This window comes from Streptomyces anandii JCM 4720, assembly GCF_014650655.1.
Classification (GTDB): Bacteria; Actinomycetota; Actinomycetes; order Streptomycetales; family Streptomycetaceae; genus Streptomyces; species Streptomyces anandii.
Genome location: NZ_BMVJ01000011.1, coordinates 29,836 through 55,173 on the forward strand (window position 1 = coordinate 29,836; position 25,338 = coordinate 55,173).

The 25,338-nt window shown below is 73.1% G+C and carries 28 protein-coding genes; 9 read left to right on the forward strand and 19 right to left on the reverse strand.

Annotation, left to right across the window (positions count from 1 at the left end):
- Positions 1 to 279: HNH endonuclease (locus IE249_RS37960; protein ID WP_229858896.1), on the forward strand; the 279-nt coding region annotated here is incomplete at its 5' end.
- Positions 280 to 290: 11 nt separating this feature from the next.
- Here the strand turns inward: IE249_RS37960 and IE249_RS20375 are convergent.
- From IE249_RS20375 to IE249_RS20390, 4 genes are read right to left on the reverse strand one after another with little or no spacing between them, the layout of a single operon-like run.
- Complete coding sequence (locus tag IE249_RS20375) at positions 291 to 827, reverse strand: hypothetical protein (protein WP_189706518.1); 537 nt, start codon at positions 825 to 827, stop codon at positions 291 to 293.
- A complete protein-coding gene (locus IE249_RS20380) occupies positions 811 to 1,302 on the reverse strand; it encodes an RNA polymerase sigma factor (protein WP_189706520.1) in 492 nt (163 codons plus the stop codon). Before IE249_RS20380 ends, IE249_RS20375 begins: the two co-directional genes overlap by 17 nt.
- A gap of 51 nt (positions 1,303 to 1,353) precedes the next feature.
- Positions 1,354 to 2,004: a class F sortase gene (locus IE249_RS20385; protein WP_189706522.1), complete on the reverse strand. Its 651-nt coding sequence runs from the start codon at positions 2,002 to 2,004 to the stop codon at positions 1,354 to 1,356.
- Positions 2,001 to 2,432 carry an LPXTG cell wall anchor domain-containing protein gene (locus IE249_RS20390; protein WP_189706523.1) on the reverse strand — a complete coding sequence of 144 codons (432 nt, stop codon included), beginning with the start codon at positions 2,430 to 2,432 and terminating at the stop codon, positions 2,001 to 2,003. Before IE249_RS20390 ends, IE249_RS20385 begins: the two co-directional genes overlap by 4 nt.
- A gap of 268 nt (positions 2,433 to 2,700) precedes the next feature.
- Here IE249_RS20390 and IE249_RS20395 point away from each other — a divergent pair, with 268 nt between their 5' ends.
- The 3 genes from IE249_RS20395 (at position 2,701) to IE249_RS20405 (ending at position 5,904) form a co-directional block, all read left to right on the forward strand.
- Positions 2,701 to 2,871, forward strand: a complete 171-nt coding sequence (locus tag IE249_RS20395) for a hypothetical protein (protein ID WP_189706525.1) — start codon at positions 2,701 to 2,703, stop codon at positions 2,869 to 2,871.
- A gap of 124 nt (positions 2,872 to 2,995) precedes the next feature.
- Positions 2,996 to 4,915, forward strand: a complete 1,920-nt coding sequence (locus tag IE249_RS20400; protein ID WP_189706527.1) for an ABC transporter ATP-binding protein — start codon at positions 2,996 to 2,998, stop codon at positions 4,913 to 4,915.
- Complete coding sequence (locus IE249_RS20405) at positions 4,912 to 5,904, forward strand: serine/threonine-protein kinase (protein WP_189706529.1); 993 nt, start codon at positions 4,912 to 4,914, stop codon at positions 5,902 to 5,904. Before IE249_RS20400 ends, IE249_RS20405 begins: the two co-directional genes overlap by 4 nt.
- Positions 5,905 to 5,913: 9 nt before the next feature.
- On the opposite strand, the gene IE249_RS20410 is transcribed toward IE249_RS20405, so the two are convergent.
- The 5 genes from IE249_RS20410 to IE249_RS20430 form a co-directional block, all read right to left on the reverse strand.
- Positions 5,914 to 6,669: a hypothetical protein gene (locus IE249_RS20410; RefSeq protein WP_189706531.1), complete on the reverse strand. Its 756-nt coding sequence runs from the start codon at positions 6,667 to 6,669 to the stop codon at positions 5,914 to 5,916.
- Positions 6,659 to 7,252 (reverse strand): RNA polymerase sigma factor, encoded by a 594-nt coding sequence (locus tag IE249_RS20415; protein ID WP_189706897.1) that lies wholly within the window; start codon positions 7,250 to 7,252, stop codon positions 6,659 to 6,661. Before IE249_RS20415 ends, IE249_RS20410 begins: the two co-directional genes overlap by 11 nt.
- Before the next feature lie 142 nt (positions 7,253 to 7,394).
- Positions 7,395 to 8,240 carry an LLM class flavin-dependent oxidoreductase gene (locus IE249_RS20420; protein WP_189706533.1) on the reverse strand — a complete coding sequence of 282 codons (846 nt, stop codon included), beginning with the start codon at positions 8,238 to 8,240 and terminating at the stop codon, positions 7,395 to 7,397.
- Between the two features lie 213 nt (positions 8,241 to 8,453).
- The gene (locus tag IE249_RS20425; protein WP_189706535.1) at positions 8,454 to 9,173 is read right to left on the reverse strand and encodes a TIGR03943 family putative permease subunit; all 720 of its coding nucleotides are present in this window, start codon (positions 9,171 to 9,173) and stop codon (positions 8,454 to 8,456) included.
- Positions 9,170 to 10,216, reverse strand: a complete 1,047-nt coding sequence (locus tag IE249_RS20430; RefSeq protein WP_229858897.1) for a permease — start codon at positions 10,214 to 10,216, stop codon at positions 9,170 to 9,172. The genes IE249_RS20425 and IE249_RS20430 overlap by 4 nt, the downstream gene beginning before the upstream one ends.
- Positions 10,217 to 10,414: 198 nt before the next feature.
- Between IE249_RS20430 and IE249_RS20435 the strand changes: the two genes are divergently transcribed.
- Positions 10,415 to 12,454, forward strand: coding sequence for an NAD-binding protein (locus IE249_RS20435; protein WP_189706899.1), 2,040 nt, complete (start codon positions 10,415 to 10,417; stop codon positions 12,452 to 12,454).
- Positions 12,455 to 12,508: 54 nt separating this feature from the next.
- On the opposite strand, the gene IE249_RS20440 is transcribed toward IE249_RS20435, so the two are convergent.
- Positions 12,509 to 14,335: a S9 family peptidase gene (locus tag IE249_RS20440; RefSeq protein WP_189706537.1), complete on the reverse strand. Its 1,827-nt coding sequence runs from the start codon at positions 14,333 to 14,335 to the stop codon at positions 12,509 to 12,511.
- A 110-nt stretch (positions 14,336 to 14,445) separates the two neighbouring features.
- Here IE249_RS20440 and IE249_RS20445 point away from each other — a divergent pair, with 110 nt between their 5' ends.
- Positions 14,446 to 15,228, forward strand: coding sequence for an SURF1 family protein (locus IE249_RS20445; protein WP_189706539.1), 783 nt, complete (start codon positions 14,446 to 14,448; stop codon positions 15,226 to 15,228).
- A 49-nt stretch (positions 15,229 to 15,277) separates the two neighbouring features.
- On the opposite strand, the gene IE249_RS20450 is transcribed toward IE249_RS20445, so the two are convergent.
- From IE249_RS20450 to IE249_RS20475, 6 genes are all read right to left on the reverse strand, one after another.
- Entirely contained in the window at positions 15,278 to 16,336 is a 1,059-nt protein-coding gene (locus IE249_RS20450; protein WP_373304421.1) for a hypothetical protein, read from the reverse strand.
- 113 nt (positions 16,337 to 16,449) lie between these two features.
- A complete protein-coding gene (locus tag IE249_RS20455; protein ID WP_189706901.1) occupies positions 16,450 to 17,025 on the reverse strand; it encodes a SigE family RNA polymerase sigma factor in 576 nt (191 codons plus the stop codon).
- Positions 17,026 to 17,602: 577 nt separating this feature from the next.
- On the reverse strand, positions 17,603 to 18,655 hold the full coding sequence (locus IE249_RS20460; RefSeq protein ID WP_189706543.1) for an aspartate-semialdehyde dehydrogenase: 1,053 nt from the start codon (positions 18,653 to 18,655) through the stop codon (positions 17,603 to 17,605).
- A gap of 76 nt (positions 18,656 to 18,731) precedes the next feature.
- A complete protein-coding gene (locus tag IE249_RS20465) occupies positions 18,732 to 20,009 on the reverse strand; it encodes an aspartate kinase (RefSeq protein ID WP_189706545.1) in 1,278 nt (425 codons plus the stop codon).
- A gap of 178 nt (positions 20,010 to 20,187) precedes the next feature.
- Entirely contained in the window at positions 20,188 to 20,373 is a 186-nt protein-coding gene (locus IE249_RS20470; RefSeq protein ID WP_189706547.1) for a DUF397 domain-containing protein, read from the reverse strand.
- A complete protein-coding gene (locus IE249_RS20475) occupies positions 20,366 to 21,175 on the reverse strand; it encodes a helix-turn-helix domain-containing protein (protein WP_189706549.1) in 810 nt (269 codons plus the stop codon). The genes IE249_RS20470 and IE249_RS20475 overlap by 8 nt, the downstream gene beginning before the upstream one ends.
- Before the next feature lie 142 nt (positions 21,176 to 21,317).
- Between IE249_RS20475 and IE249_RS20480 the strand changes: the two genes are divergently transcribed.
- The 3 genes from IE249_RS20480 (at position 21,318) to IE249_RS20490 (ending at position 23,621) form a co-directional block, all read left to right on the forward strand.
- Entirely contained in the window at positions 21,318 to 21,917 is a 600-nt protein-coding gene (locus tag IE249_RS20480) for a hypothetical protein (RefSeq protein WP_189706551.1), read from the forward strand.
- Positions 21,918 to 22,005: 88 nt separating this feature from the next.
- Positions 22,006 to 22,962, forward strand: a complete 957-nt coding sequence (locus IE249_RS20485; protein WP_189706553.1) for a hypothetical protein — start codon at positions 22,006 to 22,008, stop codon at positions 22,960 to 22,962.
- Complete coding sequence (locus tag IE249_RS20490) at positions 22,962 to 23,621, forward strand: response regulator (RefSeq protein ID WP_189706555.1); 660 nt, start codon at positions 22,962 to 22,964, stop codon at positions 23,619 to 23,621. The genes IE249_RS20485 and IE249_RS20490 overlap by 1 nt, the downstream gene beginning before the upstream one ends.
- Here IE249_RS20490 and IE249_RS20495 read toward each other — a convergent pair.
- The 3 genes from IE249_RS20495 to IE249_RS20505 form a co-directional block, all read right to left on the reverse strand.
- Positions 23,614 to 24,273 (reverse strand): DUF5063 domain-containing protein, encoded by a 660-nt coding sequence (locus IE249_RS20495; protein ID WP_189706557.1) that lies wholly within the window; start codon positions 24,271 to 24,273, stop codon positions 23,614 to 23,616. The genes IE249_RS20490 and IE249_RS20495 overlap by 8 nt on opposite strands.
- Positions 24,266 to 24,865 carry a recombination mediator RecR gene (gene recR / locus IE249_RS20500; protein WP_189706559.1) on the reverse strand — a complete coding sequence of 200 codons (600 nt, stop codon included), beginning with the start codon at positions 24,863 to 24,865 and terminating at the stop codon, positions 24,266 to 24,268. Before recR ends, IE249_RS20495 begins: the two co-directional genes overlap by 8 nt.
- A 61-nt stretch (positions 24,866 to 24,926) precedes the next feature.
- On the reverse strand, positions 24,927 to 25,271 hold the full coding sequence (locus IE249_RS20505; protein WP_189706561.1) for a YbaB/EbfC family nucleoid-associated protein: 345 nt from the start codon (positions 25,269 to 25,271) through the stop codon (positions 24,927 to 24,929).
- Between the last annotated feature and the right edge of the window lie 67 nt (positions 25,272 to 25,338).

Below are 25,338 nucleotides of genomic sequence, written 5' to 3' on the forward strand. Positions count from 1 at the left end.
GACGTCGACAACGGGGTGTGCCTGTGCGCCCTGCACCACAAGCTGTTCGACAAGGGCGTCCTCGGCATAGGCGACGGTCACCGCATCCTCGTCTCGCAGGGCTTCGTCGGGCGCAGTGCCGCCGCTCGTGAGCACGTGACCTCGCTCGCGGGCCGGCCGCTGATCGGGCCGCAGCCCGGGGTGCTGCCCGTCGCCGAGGCGTATCGCTCCTGGCACATGAGCCAGGTGTTCCGGGGGATGGCGCGGGCCGGTTCCGGGCGCGGGCCCGGTGGTGGGTGACGTCGAAGGCGTCAGCCCCTCGGCGCGGCCTTTCGGGCCGTGGGGCTTCCGGCTTCCGGTGTCGCCGACGGCGATGGTGCGCGGTCGGGGGTCGGGACCGTGGTGCCGACCGTGGGGCTCACCTTGCCGGGCCTCGGGTCCTGGGCCGTTGGTGCGGTGCGGCCGGGGGCCGTGGACGGGGGGAGGCTGCGGGGCGAGGTCGGGGTCGGGACCGGTGCCGTCGCGGGGGGCTCGGAGGGCCTCGGGGACGGCGAGTTCTCCGGGGTGTGCGTGCTCTGCGGGGGGAGCGGCGGGGCCAGGGGGGCCGACGGGCGGGTCGGGGTGTCGGTGCCGGTCGTCATGCGGTGCACGGGCAGGACCAGCAGGGCCGCGGCCGCGCAGGTCACGGCGGTGGCGGCGGCCGTGCGCAGCAGGCGGCGGCGGTTCGCGGCGCGGCGGACGCGGTCGTACTGGCCCGGGGGCGGGCTCAGGTGGTCGGGGCCGGCCGGGCGCAGGATGACCGCCAGGGGGTCGTCGGGCTCCGGGGCGTCGTCAAAGCGTGTGGTCAAGGCTTCTCCTCAGGTGGACGCGGAGCAGTTCCCGGGCCGCGTGCAGGTCGGCCTTGACGGTTCCTTCCTTGCGTCCGGTCAGCGCGGACACCTCCCGGATCGGCATGTCAGCGTAGTAGTGGAGGAGGATCGGGATACGGAGTCGTTCGGGGAGCGACTGGACCAGCAGGCGCACCGAGGGGTCCGCCTGCTCCGGATGCGGACGGACCGCGGCCTCCGTCGTCGCCCGGCGCACCGCCCTCCGCTCGCGCTCCAGCTTGCGCCAGTGGTCGCGGACGAGGTTGGCGGCGGTGACGTAGAGGAAGCCGCGGGGCTCGTCCACCGACGTCCAGCGGGCCCACAGGCGGGTGAACGCCTCGGCGGCGATCTCGTGCGCCGTCTCGTCGTCGTCGACGAGACGGCGGCACCAGCCGGCGAGGCGCGGGTACAGGGCGGCGAACAGCTCGGACGCTGCCTTGTCGCGGGACCGTTTCAACGCTCTCCAGGGTCGGCAGGGGGAAGGGCCTTCTGACAGACGGTCAGCCGTTCAGCCGGGCGGTGTGCCGGCGGTCAGGGTGGCGAAGACGATCACGTTGTCCGCGTAGCCGTTCCCGGTGCGCGGGCCGCCGCAGGTGATCAGGCGCAGCTCCGGGCGGTCCACGTCGCCGTAGACCTCCCGGGCCGGGAAGTGCGCCTTGGCGACCGTCCGTACGGAGCCGACCGTGAACACCGCCGTCGTGCCGTTCCCCAGGCGCGCCTCGATGCGGTCGCCCCGGCGCAGCCGGGACAGGTGACGGAAGACGCCGTCACCGTAGCGGCCGACCGTGACATGGCCGAGGAGGACGGACGGGCCGACCTGGCCCGGGGTCGGCGAGTGCCCGTACCAGCCCGCCTGGTCGTGCGCCGTGACCGGTGGCACCTGCACGGTGCCGTCCGGCGCCAGGCCCAGCCGCATGACCGGGGTGTCGACGCCGATGACCGGGATGCGCAGTTCGACCGGGACCGAGCGGGGCAGGGGGCGGGCCGCCCGCCCCGCCTGACCCGTCGGCCGCCCGGCCGGCGACGAGGCCGCCGGCCGGGCGGGGGTGCCCGCCGGTCCCTCGGCCCCGGGGCCGCCGCAGGCCACGAGCAGGGCGGCCGGCAGAGCGACCAGCGCCGCCGTGACCGCGGCGAGGACGCGCCCGGGGGGCCGGGTCATGCCCCGGTCGCCCTCCGGCGGCGTACGACGAACACCGCCGCGCCGCCCGCCAGCAGGGCCGCGCCGGCCGCGCTGCCGCCGATCACCGCCGCATCCGGGCCGGACTGCGAGGTCTTGACGGCCACTCCGGTGTCCGGCGCACCCTTCGGCACGACGGCGACCTGGCCCCGGGACGGGGCGCGGGTCGGGGCCGTGGTGGGCACGGGCCGGGGGGCGGTCGGCTTGGTGCCGGGGACGGTCGGCTCGGCGCTGGGGGCCTGCTCGGTGGGTACAGGGGTCGGGGCCGTCTTCCCGGGCTCGGCCGGCGCCGCGGTCGGCGTCTTCCTCGGGGCCGTGGTCGGGGAGCCGCCGTCGGCGAAGGCGGGCACGGTGCTTGCCAGTACGGCGGTGCACGCCAGGGCCAGGGCGCTCAGGACGGTACGGCGCATGGGTCGCTCTCTCTCATCGGTCGGGTCGGTTGGTGCGAGGTGGACCGGCCGGTCGTGCGGAGAGACGAGACGGCGGAGCGCCGGGTTGTAAAGAGATGGCAAAGCCATCCGGGACGACGGCGAAGCTCCGGCGGGGCGCAGGTGGGGCGACAGGGAGGCGGCAGTGAGGCGTCGATTCATAATTTGTGGCTTTTTTTGGCAAATGTCCCATCCGATCGCCGTTCCGCGTCGTATCAACTTCAAGGCACGTTCCAGTGGGAGGAATGCCATGGCGATCTTCAAGGACCTCTTTCCCGCCAAGCGCCGTGACCACGGTGACCACCACGGGCACGGGGACGGATCGAGCTTCGGAGGCGACGGCTCGTCGATGAACGGGCATCGCGACCGGGGCCACGACCACGGCGAGGGCCACCGCTCGGGTCACGGTCACGGGAGGTGACGTCAGGCCGAGGCCGGGCGGACCGGTGACGCGATCACGCGTCGCGCACACCGGTCCGCCCGGCCGCATGACCGGATGCCCGGTCGCATGACCTGATGCCCGACCGCAACGAAAGTCACGTTCCATGGCACACCTGCTGCGGCGTCTGCTGTCGGTGGGCGGGGAGTCCGAGGCCGTCGTCGCGGCCGCCCCGGTACTGCCCCCGCGCGAGGTGTTCCGGCGTTTCTGGCCCTACACGCGCGGGCGCCGGGGCTGGCTGTTCCCGCTCGTCCTGCTCAGCCTGGTCGGGCCGCTCGTCGACGCCGGTGAACTGTGGCTCTTCAAACTCGTCGTCGACGAGGTGCTGGTCCCCCGGGACCTCAAGCCGTTCCTGTGGATCGCGCCCACCTATCTGGGCCTCATCCTCGCCTCCGGACTGCTCGGCTTCGCCGACGACATGACCTCGGCGTCCGTCAGCGAGCGCTTCCTGCTCTCCCTGCGCGCCGACGTGTTCCGGCACGTCCAGGGGCTGTCGCTGGGCTTCTTCGAGCGACGCCGGCTCGGGGACGTGCTGTCCCGGGTCACGGGTGACGTGGACGCCGTCGAGACGTTCCTGCTCTCCGGCGTGGCGGACGGCCTCTACCACGTGATCCGGCTCGGGGTCTTCCTCGGACTTCTCTTCTATCTGCGCTGGGACCTCACCCTCCTCGCGCTCGTCATCGTGCCGCTGTTCTGGGGCGCCGCCCGCCACTTCTCCCGGCTCATCAAGGACGCCTCGCGCGAGCGCAGGCGCCGCAGCGGCTCGCTCAGCGCGGTCGCCGAGGAGTCCCTGGGCAACGTGGCGCTGGTGCAGGCGTACAACCGGCAGTCCTGGGAGGCGCGCCGCTTCGAGCGCGAGAACCTCGGCAAGTACCGGGCGGCGATGGCCTCCGTGCGCATCCGCGCCGTGTACCGGCCGCTGGTCGAGCTCATCGAGGTGTGCGGCGGCCTCGCCGTGATGGGGCTCGGCACCTGGAAGCTGGCCCAGGGTCAGCTCACGCTGGGCGGGCTGCTGGTGTTCCTGGCCCTGATCGGCAAGCTCTACAGCCCGGTACGGGACCTCTCCCGCCTCGGCACCACCTTCTACGCCGCCTCCGCCTCCGCCGAGCGGATCGCCGAGCTGCTCGACCAGCGGCCCCAGGTCACCGAGGCCGCCCACCCCCGGCCGATCGGGCGGGCGCGGGGCGCGGTCGAGTTCGACGGCGTGTCCTTCGGCTACCCCGGCGCGTCCCGCCCGGCGCTGTCGGACGTGTCCTTCCACGTCTCCCCCGGCGAGACGCTCGCCCTGGTCGGGGCCAGCGGGGCCGGCAAGTCCACCGTCGCCAAGCTCCAGTTGCGCTTCTACGACCCCGACCTCGGCGCCGTCCGGCTCGACGGCACCGACCTGCGCGAACTGGCCCTCGCCGACGTGCGCGACAACATCGCCGTGGTACTCCAGGAGACCCTCGTGCTGCACGACACCGTGCGGGAGAACATCGCCTACGGCCGGCCCGACGCCACCGACGCGGAGATCGTGGCCGCGGCGCGCGCCGCGGACGCCGACGAGTTCATCCGGCTGCTTCCCGAGGGCTACGACACTACGGTCGGTCAGCGCGGCCGGACGCTGTCGGGCGGGCAGCGCCAGCGGCTCGCGATCGCCCGCGCGATGGTCAGGGACGCGCCGGTGCTGCTCCTGGACGAGCCGACCACCGGCCTCGACGCCGACTCGGCCCGCCGGATCATGGAGCCGCTGCGACGCCTGATGGCCGGGCGGACCACGGTCGTGATCTCCCACAACATGCTCACCGTGCGCGACGCCACCCGGATCGTGGTGCTCGACCACGGCCGGGTCGTCGAGTCCGGCACCCACCACGACCTGTTCCGGCGAGACGGGACGTACGCACGGCTGCAACGGCTGCACGCGGTCGACGGTGCGGGACCCGGCGGTGGTGCCGGTTCCGGCGGTGGTGCCGGTTCCGGCACCGGTACGGGATCCGGCACCGGTACGGGTACAGGCGCCGGTTCCCGCGGGGCGGTGGCGTCGTGACCGCCACCACCCGGAGCGCGCCGCCCCCGCCGCCCGCGCCTCCCGGGGCGTACGCGCCTCCGCCGCCGCCCCCGCCTCCCGGGGCGTACGCGCCTCCGCCGCCGCCCCCGCCCCTCGCCCCCGGCGCCCGGCCCGCCCCCGGCTACGAGGTCCTCGGGCACCTGGTCCGCACCGGGTGGCTGGACCTGTACGACGCCTGGAGCGCCGAGCGGGCCTGCCGGTGCGTCGTCAAGGTGCTGCGCCCCGACCGGCGCGACGAGGGCGACCTCGCCGAACGGCTGCTGCGCGAGGGCCGGTGGCTGTGCGGCTTCACCCACCCGCACCTGGTCCGGGGTTACGAGACCTTCGACGCGCCGGAGCCCGTGGTCGTCCTGGAGACGCTCACCGGGGAGACGCTCGCCCACCTGGTCCACCGGCTGCGGCGCCGCCCGGCCGCCACCGACGTGGCGCTGCTCGGCGTGCAGTTGTGCTCCGCGGTGTACTATCTGCACGGGCAGGGTCTGCTGCACCTGGACCTCAAGCCGTCCAACGTCGTCGTCGACCGGGGTCACGCCAAGTTGCTCGACCTGGGCCTGGCCCAGCCGCCCGGGCCGGTCCCGCCCGGAGTGGGCACCTTCAGCTACCTCGCCCCGGAGCAGGCGCGCGGCGGTCCGGTGACCACCGCCGTCGACGTGTGGGGCATCGGCGTGACGCTGTACGAGACGGCGACCGGGGACGTGCCGTTCGACCGGGACACGAGCCAGGGCCAGAGCCCGGGCGCGGGCCGGAACCGGGACCGGGACCGGGACCGGAGCCAGGACATGGACCCCTGGTATCCCCAGCTGGAGGCGGTCGCACCGCCCGTCTCCGCGCGACGGCGGCTGCCGCATCCGCTCGCCGCGGCCGTCGACGGCTGTCTGCGTCCGGACCCGGCCGACCGGCCCACGGTCGCCCGGCTCGCCGCCGCGCTCGCCGCACTGCTCCCCGGGCACCTCCCCGGAACCGGCTGACCTCGACGCTCAGGTCTCCGCGCCCGTGGCGAAGTGCGCGCCGGCCAGCACGTGGCCGTCCGTCGCGGTCACGCGGGCGCCCGCGAGGGTGCCGGGGTCGACGGAGGCGGGGGCGCCCCAGGAGCCCTGGCCCCTGTGCAGGGTGAAGCTGCCGACGCGGACGGTGCCGCCGTCCTTGCGCACCAGCAGGCAGGAGACCTTGCCGCTGTACGAGCTGCCCGACTGGGAGAGGTCGACGGACATGTAGACCCAGCCCGGGGCGCCCGGGTGGGCGTAGACCTCGCCGGCGGGCCTGCCGACGGCGGCCTGGGCGGAGGTCAGCCCGCCCCACAGCATCCCCGTCTGCCCGCCCGCGGGCGCCGCGGGCTGGGCCATGGTGGCCTCGATCGCCGTGCCGACCGACCAGCCGCCGAACCCGATGGCGAGGACGAGCGCCGCCCCGGCGGCGGCGAGCCGCGGCCGGAGCCGGCCGAAGGGACCCGCGCGCAGGCTGCTCGCGCGGGCATGCGGGCGCCCCTCGTGCGCCGCCGCCAGCTGCTTCAGCGCCTGCGCCACACGGGTCTCGAACCCGACCGGCGGCTCGCTGCCCGGCAGCAGACCGATCAGCCGGTCGCCGACCTGGGTGAGCTGCTGGACGTACTCCCGGCAGTCCGCACACCGGTCGAGATGCGCGACCGCGCCCGCCCGCTCCCGGCCCGGCAGCACACCGAGGGCGAGTTCGGCGCCGATCCCGCGCAGCTCCTGGCAGTTCACGTCACTGGACATGGTCGCCTCGCCGCACGGAGGGGGCCGCGAGCGCGGTCCGCAGTTTGCCCATCGCGGTGCGGATCCGCGTCTTGGCGGTGCCCAGCGGAATCTGCTCCCGGTCGGCGACCTGCTGCGCGGTCATGCCGTAGATGCCCGCGAGGACCAGGGCCCGGCCCTGCTCGGGGGGCAGCTCCGCGACCGCGGCCCGCAGCCGGGACGACGCCTCGTCGGCCAGCGCGTGCTGCTCGGGCGTCTCGCTGACCACACCCAGGACCGCGTCGAGATCCTCGGGCGCCACCGGCTCCGGCCGCCGTGAACGGACCGCGTCGATGGCGAGGTTGTGGGCGATCGTGGTCAGCCAGGTCGTGACCGACCCGCGCCGCGAGTCGTAGATCTGCGCGTGCCGCCACGCCCGCTCGAAGGTCTGCTGCGCGATGTCCTCGGCGAGCTGCGGGTCACCGGTGACGGCGATGGCGACGCCGAAGACCCGGTGCTGGAACCGCCGAACGAAGCTGACGGCGAGTTCCGGGTCACCGCCGGCCAGCCCGGACAGCAGAGCCTCGTCCGGGAGACGACCCACGGGAAACCGGAATCTCGACATATCCATACATACGGTTCATGTGCTGCCTGGGATTGCCCGGCGGCGCGCAATCCCGCGTTCCAGTTCCGATTCTTCCGCGCCGCCGGCCTCCCGTCGCGTTGTCGCGCCGCCGTGCCCGCGGTGGCCTCGTGCTCCCGCGTGGTCAGAGCAGGTCGGCCAGGCGGTCGGCCTGGGCGGGGTCGAGGCCGTGGCAGTAGAGCATCACCTCGTCGGCGCCCAGGTCGCCGTAGGCGGTGATGGCCTCGCGGATCTCCCGCGGGGTGGTGAGCATGCCGGACACCATGCGGTCGGGCATGCCGGTGAAGGCGTAGTACGCGTGCATGGCGGCCCGTGCCTGCTCGACGACCGGCGGCGGGCCGAGGGCCACGTTCACCTGGGCGACGATGCGCGGGGCGCCGGCGCGGCCGTACTCGCGCCACTGCGCGCGGACCGTGTCGAACAGGCCCCCGGCCCAGGACGGGGGCGCCGCCGCGAGGAAGCCGTCGCCCCAGCGGGCCACGCGTTCCAGGGCGGCGGGCTTGAAGCCGCCGAAGAGGACTTCGGGGCCGTCCGGGCGGGCGGGGGCCGGGCCGACGGGGCCCACGCCGTCGCCGTACGGCTCGCCCGACCACAGGCGGCGCAGCAGCGCCATCTGCTCGTCCATGCGGCGGCCACGGGTGCGGATGTCGGTGCCCGCGGCCCAGTGGTCGTCCTCCCGGCCGCCGACGCCGAGCCCGAGGACGAGCCGGCCGCCGGTCATACGGTCGAGGGTGGCCGCCTGCTTGGCCAGCAGCACGGTGTCGCGCAGCGGGGCGAGCAGCACCTCGGTCTGGACGCGGATGCGGGAGGTCGCGCCCGCCAGCACGGCGAGGGCGACCAGCGGTTCGGGGTTGTCGTAGACGAGCCGGTCGAGCAGGCCGAGGGTGGTGAAGGGGCCGTGCTCGGCGCGCCGGGCCCAGGTGAGAAGGGTGGCCGGATCGCCGACGGGCAGGCCGATGCCCACGTTCATGAAGAGCCTCCGTGATCGGTAGGGCGGGAAGGGCGGAAAACGGGTCGCCAAGGACCCCTGCCGCCCCTCCGGCACCCGCGCGGGGTGGGACGCTCCCGCTCTGCGGCGTACTTCCGGGGAGGTCTCTTCGAAGTGCCGTCAGCCTAGGGCGGCCGGCGCGTCACCGGCCACCCTTTTTGGATGTCCCGGGTTCTCACTGGCTCTCACTGGCTCTCACTGGTTCCAGGTCTCGTCGTACGGGTCGTGAGGCGTCGGCACCGGTTTGGCCTCGGTGACGTCGAGGTAGGGAATCGGTCCGTTGTTGACCGGGTCGCGCGTCTGCCGCGCGGTGTACGAGCCGGTGACCTCGAGCCAGGTGTCGGGCTCCAGGACCGGCGGGACGTGGCCGGTCAGGGCGATCTTGACGGGCTGGGCGTCCGCGGCACAGCAGTTCAGCGCCATGCGGACGAGATACGGCGTGCCGCCGCGGTCCAGCGCCACGAAGCCCGTGATGCTCAGACGGCGGCCGGCGATCGAGCGGCCGTGGTCGTAGACCGCGCGGCCGGCGTAGTCGACCACGCTCAGCGGCAGCGGGTCGGACTTGGGCAGGGCCTCGTAGGCGTACGGCTTCTGCAGGGCCGTGCCGGTGCGTACGGCGCTGTAGGAGCCGAGGGCCGGCGGGGCCACGAGGATCAGGGCGAAGAGAGGGAGGACCAGGAGCCAGGAGATGCGGGGCTCGCGGTGGGCGTGCCCGTGTTCTTCCTCCCGGGCGTGGCGTTTCCTGCGCTCGTACCAGAGCGTCATGAGCGCGGTGAGCACGAGCACCGCTCCCGACGCCAGCAACAGGGGCTGAAGGCCCGCCTTGACGTAGCGGAGGTAGAGGCCGCTCAGGCCCGCGTGCAGCAGGGCCGCGCCGACCAGGAACATCACGACCGACTGCGCCTGCCTGTTCACAGCAGCACCGCCCCGGTCAGTACGGCGCCCAGCACGGCGAGGACGAAGGTGGCGGGCGCGAAGCGCAGGGCGAAGCGGCGGCCGAAGGTGCCCGTCTGCATGGCGAACAGCTTCAGGTCGATCATCGGTCCCACGACCAGGAACACCAGCTTGGCCGTCGGCGAGAACTGCGTCAGCGAGGCCGCCACGAAGGCGTCCGCCTCCGAGCAGATCGACAGCAGGACGGCGAGGACGGCCAGCGCGAGGACGGCGACGAACGGGTTGCCGGCCGCGGTGCGCAGCCAGCTCGCGGGGGCGACCGCCTTCAGGGTCGCGGCGGCCATCGCGCCCACGACGAGGAATCCGCCCGCGTGCATGACGTCGTGGCGCACCGAGCCCCAGAAGGCCTCGCCCTTGCTGCCGCCCTCGTGGAAGGCGTGGGCGGGCGGGCGCAGCCAGTCCGTGCGGCCCAGGCGCTGCCACAGCCAGCCCATCGCGCAGGCCACCAGCAGGCTCGCGGCGAAGCGGGCGAGCACCATCCCGGGGTCGCGCGGGAAGGCCACGGCGGTGGCGGTCAGCACGATGGGGTTGATGGCGGGCGCGGAGAGCAGGAACGCGATCGCCGCTGCCGGGGTGACGCCCCGCCGGACCAGGGCGCCGGCCACCGGCACGGACGCGCACTCGCAGCCGGGCAGCACCGCGCCGGCCACCCCGGCGACGGGAACGGCGAGGGCGGGACGGCTGGGCAGCGCGCGGGCGAAGAACGACGGCGGTACGAACACCGCGATGGCCGCCGACAACAGGACGCCGAGCACGAGGAAGGGCAGGGCCTGCACCACCACGGCGACGAACACCGTCGTCCAGCTCTGCATCACCGGCGCGGACAGCGCCCCGCGGATGGGGCCCTGTGCGACGACCACGACGAGCAGGAGCACCGTCAGGGCGACCGGGGAGGTGAGGTGCCAGCCGTCGCGCTCGGGTCCGGGCCCGCCGGCCGGTGCGTCGGGGCCGGACCGCTTGTCGGTGCGGGCCGGTCCCGGTGGGGCTGGTCTGGTGATGGCCACGGGCTGCGGTACCTCCGGCGGGCTGGGCGGGTTCGGCTCCCTCCCCTCCCCTACGGCGGCGGGCCGCCGTCCGTTCAGCGGCCGGGCCGCCGACCGGGGCGGAAATCTGGAACCGGCCGTCCCCGTGGGGCAGTCTTTCCCCGCGTGGGGAGCGTTCCGTATCAAGGTGGTGCGCCGGGCGACGGCGCGGGCGCGCACATGGTGGTGTGCGGGGACGACGGGCTCGCGCACCGGCTGGCCGCCGAGTTGCGCGGGGTGTACGGGGAGCACGTGACCCTCGTCGTACCGCCGGCCGAGCACGCGGTACGGCCGCCGGTGGTCGGCCGTGCGCGGGGGGCCTCGGCGCTGCTCGACCGGGTGGACCGCGTGGTGAGCGCGGCGGTGGGCCGGGCCGGGGGCAACGGAGGCAACGGCGGTACGGGGAGCGCGGGCGGCTCCGGCGGCAACGGCGGCAACGGCCGGTCCCCGAGTGCGGACCGGACGTTGGAGGCCGCCGGGCTGACCGAGGCGGTGCTCACGGAGGCGGGCGTGGAACGGGCGGCCGCCCTGGCCCTGGTGTACGACGACGACGAGACCAACATCCGTGCCGCGCTCACCGCCCGCCGGCTCAACCCCGGGCTGCGGCTCGTGCTGCGCCTCTACAACCGGCGGCTCGGCCAGCACATCGAGGAACTCCTCGACCAGGCGGCGGCGTTGGCGCTGCGTGACGCCGACGGCGGTGAGGGCGACGGCGCCGACGGCGGGGGAGCCGTCGACGCGTCCACGACGGTGCTGTCCGACGCCGACACGGCCGCACCCGCCCTCACGGCCACCGCCGTGGCCGGCACCAGCAAGGTCGTGCAGACCGACGGGCTGCTGCTGCGCGCGGTGGAGCGGCCGCCGCCCGCACCGGGACAGGTCGCCGATCCGGGACTGTGCACGCTCGCGCTGCTGTCGGCGACGAGCAGCGATCCGGCGGGCGCGGACGGGTCCGAGGGCAGCGGCGAGCAGCGGCCGCGGCTGCTGCCGGACGAGGCGATGGTGCGGGCGGCCACCGGGCGCGGCACGGTGGTGCTGGAGCAGGTGTCGTACGCCGCCGGTCCGCCGTTGCCGGCCGGGCGCGGCGGCCGGGGCGGGGTCGGGGTCGCGGGGCCGCTGGCGTCGTTGTTCTCGCGGCGGCTGCGGTGGTCGCTGGCGGGTCTGGTGGCGTGCGTGTTCGCGCTCGCGGTGGCGCTGTGGCTGGTGACGGGGGTGCATCCGCTGGGCGCGCTGTATCTGACGCTGCTCGACCTGTTCGCCATCGACGATCCGGCGCTCGGCAAGCCGCTCGGCCGTCAGGTGCTCCAACTGCTGTCCGGGCTGGTGGGGTTGCTGTTGCTGCCGGTCCTGCTGGCGGCGGTGCTGGAGGCGCTCGGGACCTTCCGCACGGCGTCCGGGCTGCGCAAGCCGCCGCGCGGGCTGGGCGGGCACGTGGTGCTGCTGGGGCTCGGCAAGATCGGCACGCGGGTGCTGACACGACTGCGCGAACTGCACATCCCGGTGGTGTGCGTGGAGTCCGACCCCGAGGCGCGGGGGCTGGCGACGGCGCGGCGGCTGCGGGTGCCGGTGGTGCTCGGGGACGTCACGCAGGAGGGGGTGCTGGAGGCCGCGAAGATCCACCGCGCGCACGCGCTGCTCGCGGTGACCAGCGCGGACACGACCAACCTGGAGGCCGCGCTGTACGCACGGTCCGTAAGGCCGGATCTGCGGGTGGTACTGCGGCTCTACGACGACGACTTCGCGACCGCGGTGTACCGCACCCTGCGGGCCGCGCATCCGCGGGCGCTGACCCGGAGCCGGAGCGTGTCGCACCTGGCGGCGCCCGCCTTCGCCGGGGCGATGTTCGGTCGGCAGATCCTCGGGGCGATCCCGGTGGAGCGGCGGGTGCTGCTGTTCGCGTCGGTGGACGTGGGCGGGCATCCGCAGCTGGAGGGGCGCACGGTCGCGGAGGCGTTCCGGGCGGGGTACTGGAGGGTGCTCGCACTGGACGCGGGCGCGGCGGCCGGGGCCGCCGGGTCACGCGGCGAGCGGCGGGACGTCGCGGGGGACGACGGGCCGGAGGAGCCCGCGGGGCGCGGGGGCCGTCCGGGCACGGGCCTCATCTGGAACCTGCCCGGAACGTACGTCCTTCGCCGCGAGGACCGAGTGGTCCTCGCGGCGACCCGCCGCGGACTGGCGGACCTCCTGGGCCGCCGCTCCCGGCCCCGCACGGAGACCTGAGGGGGCGGACGGGGTCCGCCCCCCCTCCCCCGCCCTCCGCCCCCGGTCGAGTCCTCAGCTCGGCAAGTTGCGGGAGGCGAAGTCCAGTTCGAGGCGGATTTGTTTGATGCGTTCGTCCACTACCAGGGAGCCGTGGCCGGCGTCGTAGCGGTAGATCTCGTGGGGGGCGCCGCGGGACTCCAGGCGTTTGACGTAGTTGTCGATCTGGCGGATGGGACAGCGGGGGTCGTTGACGCCCGCCGAGATGTAGACGGGGGCCCGCACCCGGTCGACGTAGGTGATCGGGGAGGACGCCTCGAAGCGCTCGGGGACCTCCTCCGGGGTGCCGCCCAGGAGGGTGCGGTCCATGGCCTTCAGGGCTTCCATCTCGTCGTGGTACGCCGTGACGTAGTCGGCGACGGGGACGGCGGCGATGCCGAGTGTCCAGGAGTCCGGCTGGGTGCCCAGGCCGAGGAGGGTGAGGTAGCCGCCCCAGGAGCCGCCGGTGAGGATCAGCCGGCCGGGGTCGGCGAGACCGGAGGTGATCGCCCATTCGCGGACGGCCGCGATGTCCTCGAGCTCGATCAGGCCGACCCGGTGCTTGAGGGCGTCGGTCCAGGCGCGGCCGTAGCCCGTGGAGCCGCGGTAGTTGACGCGGACGACCGCGTAGCCGTGGTCGACCCAGGCGGCCGGGCCGGCGGCGAAGGAGTCGCTGTCGTGCCAGGTGGGGCCGCCGTGGATGTCGAAGACCGTGGGCAGCGGGCCGGTGGCACCGGCCGGCTTCTGCACCAGGGCGTGGATGCGGCCGCCGGGGCCGTCCACCCACACGTCCTCCACCGGCACCGAGCCGGGGCACTTCATGCCGGGCGGGTCCAGGACCACCCCGCCCTCGGTGGAGCGCACCGCGGGTGGCTCGGCGGCCGAGGACCACAGGTACTCCACGCTGCCGTCCGGACGGGCGGTAGCGCCCGAGACGGTGCCGCGCAGGGTGGGGATCGCGACCAGCTCACGGGTGGCGAGGTCGTAGCGCAGGAGCTCGCTGCGGGCCTCGTAGCTGTGCGCGACGAGCAGCCCGCTGCCGTCGGGATACCACTCGGCGCTCACGTCGCCGGGCAGGTCCAGGGCCAGGTCGGTCTCCTCGCCCGTGACCACGTCCCACACCAGCGGCTCCCAGCGGCCGCGGCGCTGATGACCCACGAGCAGCCGGGAGTCCCCGTCGACCGGGGCGAAGCCCAGCACCTCGAGGCCGAGCTCGACCGTGCCGCCCTTGGTGTCGTCCAGCTCGGCGACCGGGGTGCCGTCCGGGCGCAGGACGCGCAGCGCGGAGTGCATCGCGTCGCCGTGCTCGGTGTGCTCGACGGCGATCAGCGTGCCGTCGTGGGAGAGGTCGCCGACGCCCGCGGACTCGCGGTGGCGGTAGATCTCGACGGAGGCCTCGCCCGCGCGGGCGAGATGGATGGTCGTGCCGTCCTCGTCGGTGGAGCGGCCCACCACAGCCGTACGGCCGTCACGGCCGAGGGCCAGGCCCGCCGGGTAGGACGGCTCCAGGTCCGGTACGGCCGGCTCGTCGGGGCCGCCGGTGAAGGGCTGGCGGCGCCAGACGCCGAACTCGTCGCCGTCCTTGTCGTCGAACCACCAGATCCAGCCGCCGTCCGGGGAGAGCACACCGTCCGTCGTGCCGTTGGGCCGGTCCGTCGCCTGGCGCTGCTCGCCGCTCGCCCGGTCCCAGGCGTACAGCTCGTACGTCCCCGTCGCGTTCGACACGAACAGGGAGCGGTCGGGTGCGTCCTCCGCCCAGTCGGGCAGCGAGACGCGGGGCGCGCGGAAGCGCTTCTCCCAGTCCGGCATCTGTGCGATCGGTCCCCGCAGGTCCCGCGGCAGGGACCCGTTGCTCTCAGTCATGGCCCCATACTGCCTGGCCGGAGGCGAAACGCGCCGCCCCGTTCCCCAGCCTGTGGACAACTTCGACCCCAGTGCGCCGTCATCGCCGGGCCGCACCGTACCGTTGTGGTGTGTACCGGTTTCTGCTGACGCCCCGCTGGTGGGGGATCAACGTCTTCGTCCTGCTGGCGATCCCCTTCTGCGTCTTCATGGGGTCGTGGCAGCTCAGCCGGTTCGAGGGACGGGTGCAGGACCACCGCGCCGCGACCGAGCGGGCCGACTCGGACCGCACCGCGGCGGCGAGCCCGCTGGCGCGGCTGCTGCCCGTGGACAAGCGGACCTCCGGCATGCGGGCCACCGCCACCGGCCGGTACGCCACGCAACTGCTGGTCCCCGGCCGCGAGCTGGACGGCAAGCACGGGTACTACGTGCTGACGCTGCTGCGCACGGACTCCGGCAAGGCGCTCCCGGTCGTACGGGGCTGGCTGCCCGGGACCGCCGACGCGGCCAAGGCGCCCGCGCCGCCCTCCGGCGAGGTCACGGTCACCGGCGCGCTCCAGGCCTCCGAGACGCCCGGCGACAACGGGGTCACCGCCCAGGGCGGGCTGCCCGCCGGCCAGACGGGCGCGATCAGCGCGGCCTCGCTGGTGAACCTCGTGCCGTACGACGTCTACGACGCGTGGATCACCCTCGACAAGGCCGACTCCGGGATGAAGGCGGTGCCGGCGAAGGCTCCGGACAACACCGGGCTGGACCTCAAGGCATTCCAGAACCTCGGGTACACCGGCGAGTGGTTCGTCTTCGCCGGGTTCGTGGTCTTCATGTGGTTCCGCCTGCTGCGCCGCGAGGCGGAGGCCCAGCGGGACGCCGAGCTGGGGCTGGTGCCCGAGGGCGAGGAGCCCGCCGTGGTGTGAGCGGGCCCGTGCCCCTCGTGAGGCGCCTGCGCCGTCCGTACGCCCGCGGTCACGACGCCGCGAGCACTCCCGTCCGGTAGACCGTGCCCGAGCAGGCGTTCGGAACCGTCGCCGAGACCGTGGGGGAGCCCGTCTCCGCGGTGTGCGAGACGACCACGCTGCCGTCGGCCGGGGTGCCGTCCTCCCTGACCAGCTGGGTGGAGGTGCCGGCGTCGGCGCCGGTCGTCGTGGTCCCGGTGGCGCCCGCGTCCTGGCTGGGCGACGGGTCGGGCGAGGGCGCGCCGGTCTCGGTGCCGCCCGTGCCGGTGCCGCCGGTGGTGCTCGGGCAGGCCGCGGAGGGCACCCAGGCGAACTTCACCTCGTAGGCCGCGCCCGGCAGCAGCACCAGTCCGGAGGCCTCGGTCGAGGGGTCGGGCAGGCCGGTGGCGGCGTCACCGGCGGAGTGCCGCACCACGCTGATCTTGGTGGCGTCGGCCGCGCCCTGCGCCAGGGTGCTCACCGAGCCGGAGCCGGAGACCGTGCAGCTGGCCGAGGACACGTTGGTCACGTGGAAGGTGCCGTAGACGATGCCGGCCGAGTCCGGGGCGGCCACGGTCGCGGTCGGGGAGCCGAGCTGCGCGGCCGTGCACGCGGGCGTGCCGGTGCCGGTGGAGGTGGAGGGGCTGTCGGTGCCGCCGCCGGTCCCGTTGCCCGTGCCGGTGCCCTTGCCGCCCTTCTGGTCGCCCTTCTTCGCGGACGATCCGGTGTCGGGCGTCTTGCCGGACGGGTAGTTGCCGCTGCTCGTGCCGCCGTCCGGGTTCTTGCCCTGGCCGGTGCCGCCCTGGGCCTGGGAGGCCTGCCCTGCCATGGCGGGGTTGGCCTCGGAGCCGGTGGAGTCGGAGACGTGCACGAGGGCCGGGACCGCGGTGCCGAGGAACAGCGCGGCGGCGGCCATGCCGACCGCGGCCTGCCGCTTGCGGGCCCGCCGGGCCGGGACCGCCCGCCTGAGGTGGTCGAGCGTCCCGTCGCGCGGCTCGACGTCGCCGACCGCCTGGTGCAGCATCCTGCGCAGGTTCAGCTCGTCCGGGTCGAGCCCCCCGGGACCCAGGTCGTCGGGGCTGTGGTTCACGGTGTCGTTCCCAGCGTGCGATTGGCTGTGCTCTTGCTCCTGTGGCCGCGTCGGTTCGTGCCACGCGTAGGGCTCGTGCCGCTCGTGCGACTCGCGCCCCTCACCGTTCTCGCTCATGCCGGCGCCCCCATGGCGACGCGCAGCGCCGCGATGCCGCGGGAGCCGTACGCCTTGACCGAACCCAGCGATATCCCCAGCGTCTCGGCGACCTGCGCCTCGGTCATGTCCGCGAAGTAGCGCAGCACGAGCACCTCGCGCTGGCGGCGCTGCAGGCCCTTCATCGCCTTGATCAGGGAGTCCCGCTCCAGCTGGTCGTAGGCGCCCTCCTCCGCGCTCGCCATGTCCGGCATCGGCTTGGACAGCAGCTTGAGGCCGAGGATGCGGCGGCGCAGGGCCGAGCGGGAGAGATTGACGACCGTCTGACGCAGGTAGGCGAGCGTCTTCTCGGGGTCGCGGACGCGTTTGCGGGCCGAGTGGACGCGGATGAAGGCCTCCTGCACGACGTCCTCGCAGGAGGCGGTGTCGTCCAGGAGCAGCGCGGCCAGGCCCAGCAGCGAGCGGTAGTGCGCCCGGTAGGTCTCGGTCAGGTGGTCGACGGTGGTGCCGGCCGCCACGGTCTCCTCGGCGCCGTCACGCTGGTTCGGGATGCGGGCGGGCCGCGCTGCGGGCATCGGCGCGATCACCGGCATGCCGCCGGGCGCGACGCGCATGCGCGGGCGGTGCGCCGCGCGGGGCGGCCTGAGGGCCGTGCCGCGGGCCGCCGCTGGGGGTACCCCCCGCTCGAAGAGGCTGGGGGAGAAGTCGAGAACCTCTGCCACGCCAGTTGGACACGTCTGCCCCCGCCGGGGTTGTACGCGCCGGGCGTCACTTTCGCGTCGAGTGACGCGTCCGACAACGTTCTCGCGGCAGGCGGCACTACGGACGGTGCCTCGGATGCCCTCATGCGTCCCGCTCTTCCCTTATGTCCTCATGGCCGGCAAGGGCGTCCCCACGCCCCGCCGCGTCCCCACGCCCCCGAAGGGCGACCGCAAAGACGCTCCCCGCCCTTCGCGCGGTTGCGAAGGACGGGGAGGGAAATCTTCGGACGCCGAGGCGACATGGATCAAGTGGTCCGGACCAAGGCCCTCACCACTTCCGACCATATTTCTTACGTGAATCCTACAAACATATCCGGCCAGGGCCAGGGGTTTTCCGCCGGTAACCCAGTGCTGCGACCGGAGTCACGCCTTCTGGGCCATCGGGGTCAGGCCCTCCCGGCCTCGGGATTCACGCCATCTCAGCCGCCACCAGCTCCGCGATCTGCGCCGTGTTCAGCGCGGCGCCCTTGCGCAGGTTGTCGCCGCACACGAACAGCTCCAGCGCCGTCGGGTCGTCCAGCGCCCGGCGCACCCGCCCGACCCACGTCGGATCGGTGCCCACCACATCGGCGGGGGTGGGGAACTCGCCCGCGGCCGGGTCGTCGCACAGCACCACACCGGGCGCCGTGGCGATGATCTCCCGCGCCTTGTCGACGGTGACCTCACCCTCGAAGCGGGCGTGCACGGTCAGGGAGTGGGTGGTGATCACGGGCACCCGCACGCACGTCACGGCGACCGGGAGCTGGGGCATCCCGAGGATCTTGCGGGACTCGTCGCGCACCCGCATCTCCTGCGAGGACCAGCCCTCGTCGCACAGGGAGCCGGCCCACGGCACCACGTTCAGCGCGACCGGCTCGGGGAAGGGCCCGGTGTCGTCCCCGACCGCCCGCCGTACGTCACCCGGGTTGGTGCCCAGCTGGGTGCCCGCCACCAGGGACAGCTGCCGGCGCAGGGTCTCGATGCCCGCCTGCCCGGCCCCGCTCACCGCCTGGTAGGAGGAGACGACCAGCTCGCGCAGCCCGAACTCGGCGTGCAGCGCGCCCAGCGCCACGATCATGGTCAGGGTGGTGCAGTCGGGGCTGGCGACGATCCCGCGCGGGCGCCTGCGCAGCGCGGCCGGATTGACCTCGGGCACCACCAGCGGCACCTCGGGATCGCGGCGGAAGGCCGCGGAGTTGTCGACCACCACCGCGCCCCTGGCCACCGCGACGGGCGCCCACTGGGCCGCGACCTCCTCGGGGACGTCGAACAGGGCGATGTCCACCCCGTCGAAGGCGTCTTCGGCCAGCGCCCTCACCTCGACCTCCTCGCCGCGCACGGCCAGCTTGCGGCCGGCCGAGCGGGGCGAGGCGATCAGGCGGATGTCGCCCCAGATGTCCGCGCGCTGGGACAGGATCCGGAGCAGGACCGTGCCGACGGCTCCGGTCGCTCCCACGACCGCGAGCGTCGGTCGGACGGTCATCGTCGTACGCCTCCGCCGCGAGCGGCGGCGATCGCACGCCGCCGGGAAGCGTGACGCGGGGCGCGCCGGGGGACGGTCATCGTCCGGTGCCGCCGTAGACGACTGCCTCGTCGCTGTCGGAGTCGAGACCGAAGGCGGTGTGCACGGCGCGCACGGCCTCCGGCACGTCGTCCTTGCGGGTGACCACCGAGATGCGGATCTCGGAGGTCGAGATCAGCTCGATGTTCACGCCCGCGTCGGAGAGCGCGGTGAAGAAGTCCGCGGTGACGCCCGGGTTGGTCTTCATGCCCGCGCCGACGAGGGAGATCTTGCCGATCTGGTCGTCGTAGCGCAGGGAGTCGAAGCCGATGCCGGAGCGGTTCTTCTCCAGTGCGTCGATGGCCTTGCGGCCCTCGCTCTTGGGCAGCGTGAAGGAGATGTCCGTCAGGCCGGTGGCGGCGGCGGACACGTTCTGCACGACCATGTCGATGTTGATCTCGGCGTCGGCGATGGTCCGGAAGATGGAGGCGGCCTCGCCGGGCTTGTCGGGCACGCCGACCACCGTGATCTTGGCCTCGGAGGTGTCGTGCGCGACACCGGAGATGATGGCCTGCTCCACCTGCTCGTCCCCTTGCTCGATCGGCTCGCTGCTGACCCACGTGCCCTGCAGCCCGCTGAAGGAGGAGCGGACGTGGATCGGGATGTTGTACCGGCGTGCGTACTCCACACAGCGGTGGAGCAGCACCTTGGAGCCGGACGCGGCCAGCTCCAGCATGTCCTCGAAGGAGATCCAGTCGATCTTCCGGGCCTTCTTCACCACGCGCGGGTCGGCGGTGAACACGCCGTCGACGTCGGTGTAGATCTCGCAGACCTCGGCGTCGAGTGCGGCGGCCAGTGCGACGGCGGTCGTGTCCGAGCCACCGCGGCCGAGGGTGGTGATGTCCTTCTTGTCCTGGCTGACGCCCTGGAAACCGGCGACGATGGCGATGTTGCCCTCGTCCAGCGCGGTGCGGATGCGGCCCGGCGTGACGTCGATGATCCGCGCTTTGTTGTGGACCGAGTCGGTGATGACACCTGCCTGGCTGCCGGTGAACGACTGGGCCTTGTGCCCCAGGTTTTTGATCGCCATGGCCAGCAGTGCCATGGAGATCCGCTCTCCGGCGGTCAGCAGCATGTCGAGCTCGCGCCCGGCAGGCATCGGGGAAACCTGCTCGGCGAGATCGATCAGCTCGTCCGTCGTGTCGCCCATCGCGGAAACGACGACGACAACGTCGTTGCCGTTCTTCTTCGCTTCCACGATCCGCTTGGCGACGCGCTTGATGCCCTCGGCATCGGCTACGGAGGAGCCTCCGTACTTCTGCACGACAAGGCCCACGTGCGCTCCTCGCTCAGTCCGTGTTCTGCCGCACATACGCAGCTGCGGTGCGGTCGGCTCAGTCTATCGAGCGCCCGGATTTCCCCTCCGCGATGTCGCATCGTGAGATGACCGGACGCCCCTTGCTCAGCACGGCTCATGCCCAGCCCCACCGCCGCCACTCGAAACGTGCGCGGGGTCACACGGCCGGCCCACCGACCAGGGAAACGAACGCCCTCCAGGCGGAGGCGGTGACACGGAGCCGGGGACCGGCGGGAATCTTGGAGTCCCGGACGTGGATGGCGGCGGAGAGGGCCACCTCGACGCAGGCACCGCCCTCGTTGTCGCTATGGCTGGACTTGAACCACTTCAGCCGTTCACTCACGCTGATCCACCATCCGCTCGACGAAACGGGCCGACTCGTCGGGATCGAGAGCCTGTGTGCGGATCATGCTAAGCCGCTCGGTCACGCGGCTGACAACCCCCGGATCGGTCGAAAGCTGGCTGGCGAACGGGCCTTCCGTGAAAGCGAATCGCTCATGGTCACTCGTCTCCAGCAGCACCATGGGCCCGATGAGCGCGTCGCTGAAGGCTCGCCCGAAGGGCAGGACCTGCACCACGACATTGCGCATCCGGGACACCTCCAGCAGGCGGCGCAGCTGTCCGCCGTCCGCCAACGGGCTGCGCAGTACGGCCTCATAGAGAACGAAGCTCAGGCCGACCGGGGGCTTCGGCTCAGTGAAGATCGCCTGCCGGTCCATACGTGCGGCGACCCGCTCCTCCACCGTCTCCTCGTCCAGGGGCGGGATACGGTTGTCGATGAGCGCCCGCGCGTACTGCTGCGTCTGCAACAACCCGGGGACGAGCGAGATCTCGTACCACCAGATACTGGTCGCTTCCCGCTCCCGCGCGATGAAGTCCTGAGCCCGCGCCGAGTACCGCTCCCGGTCCAGGAACGGCTTCGCCGCACTCAACATCCCCTGCGCACCGCACAGCTCGTCCGCCACGTCCAGCACGCGCGAGGTCGGCCGGCGTACCCCGCGCTCCATCGAGGCGATGGTCTCCGGGGAGTAGTTGGCGGCGGAGGCCAGCCTCTCCCGGGTGACGTCCGCCTTCGCGCGCCAGCGCTTCAACTGGTCGCCGCCGTAACGCCACGCGGCGGGCGGCTGGTTGTTCTCACCGGACACGGCATCCACCTCCGCGACCGAATGTAACCGACCATTTCCACTGTGTGCCTTGTGATCATCCGAGTTGTCCTACGCTGGCTGGTCAGGCACGCGCGTGGGGATCGGGGGACGAGCGTTGATCGTGCAATGGTGCGTGAAGGGGATGTCGCTCCCGGACGACGGTGCCGCGAGGGAGCTGATCGACAGCAGCATCGGGATCACCTGCAACTGGTGGAGGAAGATCAAGCACCTGCCGCGCAAGGAGGTCGCCTCGAAACTGACCGCGCAGAACCTCAATCTGCACGTCAACCATTTCGAGGACATCGACCCCGCTACGGGGGAGCCGTTCTGCGAGGAGACCCCGTTCATCTCGCTTTCGTGCGGAACGGTGGAGCGGGAGACTGCGGCGAAGACCAACTTCGTGCACACCGCCCGGCACACCGCCCTGTGGTTCGGAACCCGCTTCGGGCAGGAGCCGGTGGCCTATCTCTACTTCTGCTGGGTCATCCTGGCCCCCCGTTCCGCCGTGGCCGTGGAGGGCGTCGCCGAGGAGGTCCGGGACCTGAACACCTACCGCAGATACTCGCCGTACCAGACCGAGGGCGAGGTCGCCGCGAAGATCGTCGTGCCCGCGAATCAGATCAACCGGTGCGAGAAGTGGGAGTGGGACCGCGAGAACAGGTCGATCCGGCGGGCCTGGACCCACCCCAACCCCGGGTTCGTGCCGCCCGAAGCGCTGAGCAACGTCAGGGAGATGCTCTGATATGGCGTCCCCACCACCCCGACCGCTGGGGCTCGAAGCCGACCGGGTGAGGGGGGCGGCCGATTTCCACGAGGCATACGGGCGCCTCGTGCAGCCGGCCGACGGGGAGGACGGTGACTTCGAGGCCCTCGTCGAGGCCGCGTCGGCCTACCGCCTCGCGGGACAGTGGCGGTTGCTGGTCGAACGGGACGCCGGAATCGAACTGCTGCTCCACGCCGCCTCGCTGTTCTCCCGGGCCGGACTCACGTACGGCGCCTACCTCGCAGCCTCACTGGCACCGGACATGCATCGCGACCGGCTCGGCCCCTGGACGGAACGACTGCTGCGGACCGCCGGACAGCGGCACGGAGAAAACGAGCTCAGGGTCTTGCTCGGCTTGGAGGAGCACCGGCCGGACCCGATCCTGGGCCACGTCCAGCAGCAGACCTATCTGCTGCTGGCCTGTGCCGGGCTCGCCTCGCCCGGCAGCGCACGGGCGAACGAGCTCCGCTCCTTCGCCACCGAGTCACCGCACCTGAACGGCGTCGTCCCCGTGGGGTCGATGGCCGTGCCGGTGCGGACGTTCTGGGGGCTGGCACTGGACATGCTCTCCCCCCGGGACGGGCGCGCCGCCCGAGCGTACGCCGGCACCCTCGCCGAGCTGTCCCGCGCCTACGCCAGGACGGTGAACCTCGCCATGGCCAACACCCTGACCTGGTCCAACGCCGCGACCCCGATCGACGTCGTGGACCTGGACCTGGTCGGCGCGATGGCGATGGGCGTGAAGCACTTCGGTGCGGACCGCATGCGGGACCTGCTGAGTGCCACCCGGCTGCCCGACGTGGCCCTGGTGCCGCTGGATCTCGGCATGGAGGTGGCGGACTGGGACCTGGCGCCACCGGACGGGCCGCATCCGAGGCGGGATGGTCTGCGTCCACAGGATGCCGGGCTGGGGGTGGACGACCTGCCTGGACCGGAGGACCTGCCCGGGCCCGGCGACCTGCCCGGGCCGGATGACCCGCCCAGCCCGGACGACCCGCGTGGGCCGGACCTGGGAGGCCTGTGATGCGCGACGCGACAGAGCTGATCCGCGCGCTGACCGGCCTGGCATGGCCCGTGTTCGCCGCCTGGGTGGTGTGGAAGCTGCTTCCGGACATCCGGGACATCGTCAGGAACCGGGCCTTCAGCCTCAAGGTCGGCAACAACGAATTGACGGTCCAGCAGTTCACGGACCAGGTCGTCGAGACCACCGCGGAACTCCAGCGGCACATCGCGGCCCGGGCCGAGCCGCCCCCGCCCGGGCGGGAGCCGGAACCGCAGTCGCGTCGCGTCCTGCGCAGGATCCTGTGGGTCGATGACACGCCCGCCAACAACGCCTACCAGGTCGGCCAGTTACAGGCGATGGGTGTGGAGGTCGTACAGGCCCGGTCCACGAGTGAGGGTCTCGGGGCCCTGCGCAGGGCACCGCACCCCTTCGACGCAGTGATCTCCGACATGGGCCGCGCCGAGGCCGACGGTTTCGACCCCGACGCCGGGCTGACGCTGATCCGGAAGATGCGCGAGTCCGGCGACACGACTCCGGTGTTCGTCTACTACGGCGGCGCGAACGCGGCAGCCCGCCGGGAGCAGGTGGCCGCCGCCGGAGGCGACGGCATCACCCATTCCCCGACGGAGCTGTTCGCGCTGCTGGGGCAGGTGGGCCGGTTCCCGAAGGCTGCTACTTGACCGGGCCCATGCCCAGTGGGCCGCCGATTTCCTGGGCCATGACCTGGCCGGCCTCGAACTCCAGGGTGTCGTCGCCGACGCCCTGGTCGGTGTCCAGGCCGTCCAGCTCGGCCAGGGGCTGGTTCAGGCGGACGTGGGCGACCAGGGACTGCAGGGCGCGCAGGGTGGCGGAGGCGGTCGAGCCCCAGTTGGAGAAGTAGGAGAACTGCCACCACCACAGGGCCTCGCTGGTGCGGCCCGCGCGGTAGTGGGCCATCCCGTGGCGCAGGTCGGCGACCACGTCCGCCAGGTCGTCGGAGATGCGCGCGGGAACGGGGGCGCGGCGCGGCTCGTAGGGGTCGAAGACCTCGGAGTAGACGTCGATCGGCTCCAGCAGCCGGGCGAGGTTCTCACGGAGGATGTCCACGTCCTGCTCCGGGCCGGGGTCGGGCTCGTAGCGCTCGTCGGGCACGATGTCCTCGTGCGCGCCGAGCCGCCCGCCGGCCAGCAGCAGCTGGGACACCTCCAGCAGCAGGAAGGGCACCGCCGAGTCCGGCTCGTCGCCCTTGGCGACCTCGGTGACCGCGACCAGGAAGCTCTCGACCTGGTCGGCGATCTGCACCGCGAAGTCGTCCGGGTTCCGGCCGGTGGCGTGCAGCGTGGCGTCAGACATCTAGGAGTCGTCTCCCCTCGAAGGCGCGGCCGAGGGTGACCTCGTCCGCGTATTCCAGGTCCCCACCCACCGGGAGGCCGCTGGCCAGGCGGGTGACCTTCAGGCCCATGGGCTTGATCATGCGTGCGAGGTACGTCGCCGTCGCCTCGCCCTCGAGATTGGGATCGGTGGCCAGGATGAGCTCCGTGACCGTGCCGTCCGCGAGGCGGGCCAGCAGCTCCCTGATCCGCAGATCGTCCGGGCCGACGCCCTCGATCGGGCTGATCGCCCCGCCGAGGACGTGGTAGCGGCCGCGGAACTCACGCGTGCGCTCGATGGCGACGACGTCCTTGGGCTCCTCGACCACGCAGATGACGGAAGCGTCGCGGCGGCTGTCGCGGCAGATGCCGCACAGCTCCTCCTGCGCCACGTTGCCGCAGGTGGCGCAGAAACGGACCTTCGCCTTCACCTCGAGCAGGGCCTGGGCGAGCCGCCGCACGTCCGCCGGTTCCGCCTGGAGGATGTGGAAGGCGATCCGCTGCGCGCTCTTGGGACCGACGCCGGGCAGCCGCCCCAGCTCGTCGATGAGGTCCTGGACCACGCCTTCGTACAACGGACTGCCGCCCTTCCTGACGGTTTCTTTCGGTACGTACGGTAGTTGCCCGCGGGCCGCCTCAGAAGGGCAGCCCCGGAATGCCGCTGCCGCCGCCCAGGCCCTGGGCGAGCGGGCCGAGCTTCTGCTGCTGCAGGGCCTGCGCGTTCTCGTTGGCCGCCTGCACGGCCGCGACGACCAGGTCGGCGAGGGTCTCGGTGTCCTCCGGGTCGACCGCCTTGGGGTCGATCCTCAGCGCCCGCAGTTCGCCGGCACCGGTGACGGTGGCCTTCACCAGACCGCCGCCCGCCTGCCCTTCGACCTCCGTTTGCGCCAGTTCCTCCTGGGCCCGCTGCAGATCCTGTTGCATCTTCTGGGCCTGCTGGAGCAGCTGCTGCATGTTGGGCTGGCCACCACCGGGAATCACGATCGGCTCCTGCTTTCGTACGGCTGCCTGGGCGGGGATCGTCCTGACGGATTCCCCGTTGGCACGA